At 60.7% G+C, this 4,145-nt stretch carries 4 protein-coding genes and 1 pseudogene; all 5 read right to left on the bottom strand.

Translation table 11 applies throughout. The features are described from left to right. A partial coding sequence (locus EO99_RS0125210) for an ATP-binding cassette domain-containing protein (protein ID WP_029621303.1) occupies positions 1 to 436 on the bottom strand: 436 nt, incomplete at its 3' end. Positions 437 to 446: 10 nt separating this feature from the next. Then, on the bottom strand, positions 447 to 1,289 hold the full coding sequence (gene ugpE / locus EO99_RS0125205; RefSeq protein ID WP_029621302.1) for a sn-glycerol-3-phosphate ABC transporter permease UgpE: 843 nt from the start codon (positions 1,287 to 1,289) through the stop codon (positions 447 to 449). A 9-nt stretch (positions 1,290 to 1,298) separates the two neighbouring features. Then, on the bottom strand, positions 1,299 to 2,228 hold the full coding sequence (locus tag EO99_RS0125200; RefSeq protein WP_051680093.1) for a carbohydrate ABC transporter permease: 930 nt from the start codon (positions 2,226 to 2,228) through the stop codon (positions 1,299 to 1,301). A gap of 102 nt (positions 2,229 to 2,330) precedes the next feature. Continuing rightward, complete coding sequence (locus EO99_RS0125195; RefSeq protein WP_029621300.1) at positions 2,331 to 3,629, bottom strand: extracellular solute-binding protein; 1,299 nt, start codon at positions 3,627 to 3,629, stop codon at positions 2,331 to 2,333. 145 nt (positions 3,630 to 3,774) lie between these two features. Next, positions 3,775 to 4,145 (bottom strand): annotated as a pseudogene (gene ugpC / locus EO99_RS0125190) (sn-glycerol-3-phosphate ABC transporter ATP-binding protein UgpC); the annotation flags it as partial.

Here is a 4,145-nt window from a genome sequence, read left to right as displayed (position 1 = left end):
CCATGGCGACGCGCTGGCGCTGGCCGCCCGAGAGAGCCCGCGGCTTGCGATCGAGGTACTGGTCGATCTCCAGCATCCGCGCCGCCTCCGCCACACGGGAGTCGATCTCGGCCCGCGGCGTGTTGCGGTTCTTCAAGCCGTATTCGAGGTTCTGGCGCACCGTCATGTGCGGATAGAGCGCATAGTTCTGGAAGACCATGGCGATGTCGCGTTCGGCGGGCTCCATGCGGTTGACGACCCGGTCGCCGATCGAAACCTCGCCCTCGGAAATCTCTTCCAGCCCTGCCACCATGCGCAGCAGCGTGGACTTGCCGCAGCCCGAGGGGCCGACAAGCACGATGAACTCGCCGTCCCTGATGGTGATGTCGACCGATTGAACGGCCTTGTGGCCGCCGGCGTAGGTCTTGGAGACCTGGTTTATGTCGATGGATGCCATGACATCGTCCTCACTTGTCGCTTTCGGTCAGGCCCTTGATGAACCAGCTCTGGAACAGCACCACGATGAGCACCGGCGGGAGCATGGCCAGCACTGCAAGTGCGAAGGCCTCGTTGTAGTCGGGAATTTGGGAGCCGATCCAGACCTGCAGGATCTGCTTGATGCCGCGCATCAGGGTGAAGAACCGCTCGTCGGTCGTCATCAGCATCGGCCAGAGATACTGGTTCCAGCCATAGACGAACATGATGATGAAGATCGCCGCGATCATCGTGCGTGACAGCGGGATGAGGATGTCGATGAAGAACTTGATCGGGCCGGCGCCATCGATGCGTGCGGCCTCCAGGAGTTCGTCCGGCACGGACTTGAAGAACTGGCGGAAATAGAAGGTGCCCGTCGCCGAGGCCAGCAGCGGCACGATCAGGCCGGTGTAGGTGTTCAGCAGGCCAAGGTTCGACATGACCTGGTAGGAGGGCATGATGCGCACTTCGAGCGGCAGGAGCAGCGTCGTGAAGATTACCCAGAAGGCAAGCGTGGCAAAGCGCATCCGGAAGTAGACGATGGCATAGGCGGCCAGCATCGACAGCACGATCTTGCCGACGGCAAAGCCGATGCCGAGGATGAAGGAGTTCATCACCATCCGCGCGCCCGTCACCTGTCCGGTGAAGCCACCCTCGCGGGTGAGGACCTTCTCATAGGTTTCCACGAAGTTGCCGCCCCAGGTGAGCGACAGGCCGTTGCTGTGGATGTCGGCGGCCGTATGCGTCGACGTCATGAAGGCGACGATGACCGGCACCATCAGGAAGAGCGAGCCGAGGATCAGCACCAGGTGATCTGTGATCTTGTTTTTCTGCATGGCTCGACCTCAGGTGTAGTGGATGCGCCGCTCGATGAAGCGGAACTGGACGATCGTCAGAGCGAAGACGACCAGCATCAGGATGACCGACTGGGCCGATGAACTGCCAATGTCATTGCCGCGGAAGCCGTCCTCGTAGACCTTGTAGACGAGGGTAATCGGGTTGTTGGCGGCCTTGTCCTTCACCATCACGTCGATGATCCCGAAGGTATCGAACAGCGAATAGGTGATGTTGATGATCAGCAGGAAGAACGCCGTTGGCGCCAGCAGGGGCAGCGTCACCGTCCAGAAGCGGCGGAAGCCGGACTTGCAGTCGATGGCAGCCGCCTCGCGCACCGCAACCGGGACACTTTGCAGAGCGGAGAGGAAGAAGATGAAGTTGTAGGGGATCTGCTTCCAGACGGCGACCACCGTCATTGCGAAAGCCGTGTCGAAATAGCTGAGGCCGACGCGCATCTCCCAGCCGAACCAGCTGGCCATTTCCACGAAGGGGCCGATGTGCTGGTCAAAGAACATCATGCCGATCAAAGCCGCAACGGGTGCGGCGATCGCATAGACGGAAATCAGCATCGTCTTGTAGGCCGAGGAGCCGCGGATGAGCGCGTCCGCCTTGACCGCCAGAAGCAGGCCGATGGACAGCGAGAAGATCGTCACCAGGGCCGTGAAGACCACGGTGAATCCTGCAATGCTGCGGTATTGCGCGCTGGTCAGCACGTCCCAGTAATTGCTCATCCCGACGAAGGTTGCCCCGAAGCCGAAGGGATCCTCGATATAGAAGGAGGAGCTGACGGCCTGGACCGAGGGCCAGTAGAAAAAGATGAAGATCACCGCAAGCTGCGGCGCCAGGAACAGATAGGGGAGAAGCGGCGACGAGAACTGGACCCGCTTGGCGCCTTCTACGGCTGCCTTGGGGCTTGCACGCCTGCCAAGCCACGGCAGGAAGCGGGGGGATGGGGCGACGTAGGCCAAGACGGAAGCTCCTCACGAGATACCCGGCCGCCCCAACGGAGCGGCCGGGCTATTGAAGACTTGGGCGTGAAATCAGCCGGCTGTCTTGGCGAAGCGGGCGAGCATTTCGTCGCCTTCCTTCTTGATCGTCTCCATGGCGTCCTTGACGGACGTTTCACCGGCGAAGATGCGGTTGTATTCGCGTTCCATCACGGTGCGGATCTGCGGGTAGAAACCGAGGCGGTAGCCCTTGTTCCACTCGCCGCTCGGCAGCTGCAGCTGCTGGATGCCGACTTCGGCGGCCGGCTTTTCCTTGTAGTGGCCTTCCGACTTGGCAAGCTCGTAGGCAGCCTTGGTGATGGCGACGTAGCCGGTTGCCTGATGGTAGAACTTCTGGATCTCAGGCGAGGTCAGGAAGTGGAAGAAGGACGCCGTGCAGGTGTTTTCAGCTTCCGGCTTGCCGGACATGGCAAACAGGGCTGCACCACCGATGAAGGTGTGAACGCCTTCCGGATGAACCGACTTCCAGTAGGGGAGGAAGGTTGCCGAGAAAGGCATCTGGGCCGTCTTCTGCAGGCCGCCGAAGGAGCCGGACGAACCGATCCAGAGCGCGACCTTGTTTTCTTCGAAGGGCTTCTGGTTGTCAGACCAGCCGGCGCCGTAGTAGCCGAAGTAGCCGTTGTCGTGCCAGTCCTTCAGCTTCTCGTACATCATGACGTGGTTCGGGTCGGTGACATTGATCGTCGTGTCGACGACGCTGTCGTAACCATTGTTGTTCGATGCGAACTGCAGGTTGTGGCGCGAGAAGAAGTTCTCGGTGAATTCCCAGGTCAGCTGCGACTGGACGAGCGGCGTGTAGCCGGCTTCCTTCAGCTTCGGAGCGATTTCTTCGAACTCTTCCCAGGTCTTGGGAGCTTCGACGCCGGCCTTCTTCAGGGCTTCGTCGTTGATGTACATGATCGGCGCCGAGGAGTTGAACGGCATGCCGACGAACTTGCCTTCGGAGTCGGCGTAGAAATAGCGGACGCCTTCGATGAAGTCGTCGCGGTTAAAGTCGAAGCCGGCATCCTTGATGAGGTCTTCGGCAGCGACGGTCGCGCCCTTGGCGTTGATGATGGTGGCAGCACCCGCATCAAACACCTGAAGGATGTTCGGCTGTTCGCCCGAACGGAAGGCTGCGATGCCGGAGGCAAGAGCTTCTTCGTAGGTGCCCTTGGAGACCGGCGTCAGAGCGCATTCGCTCTGCGATTCATTGAACTTCTGGGAGATCTCGTTGATGACCTCGCCATTGCGGCCGCCCATGCCGTGCCACCACGTGATGTTGGTCGCTGCGAGCGACGACGTGGCCGAAAACGTAACCGCCAGAGCGGCCATCGAGAACTTCTTGATCATGACTAGTCCCTTCCCACCAGTTGTTGGTGAGCAAGGCAATAGGGGCGAGACGTTACACGGCAGCAACAGTTTTATGTCAGAACTGTTACATTTTGAACTCGTGTGCAAAAGAGCGAAAGCACCGCTCCCGCGCCTGTGGCACTCGTCATCCGGCGGGTTCCGCAAGCCTTTCCCGAGGCAGCGAATGCCGGCTGGAAGTCAGGATCCGCTTGCCGGTGTCGCGGGAAAAGAAATGCAGGCGCCGTGGATCGACCGCAAGCTTCATTTCGTCCTGGATGACGACTTCCAGCGGCATGGCCGCCGTCAGGCTCTGGTCTCCGACATGCCCGTGGACGAGACGCTGCGCGCCCGTCTCCTCGACATAGTCGAGCCGGAACTGCATGAAATCCTCGTCAGGCCCAGCCACGCGGAGGTCTTCCGCGCGCACGCCGACTGTGACCGCACCGGAGGTTGGTGCATATCCGTCCAGACCGAGAACCGATGGCCCGATCGCCACGCGGTCTCCGTGCAGTTCAC

The organism is Pseudorhizobium marinum (assembly GCF_000705355.1).
GTDB lineage: Bacteria > Pseudomonadota > Alphaproteobacteria > Rhizobiales > Rhizobiaceae > Neorhizobium > Neorhizobium pelagicum.
This window is presented reverse-complemented; position numbering and strand designations above follow the sequence as displayed.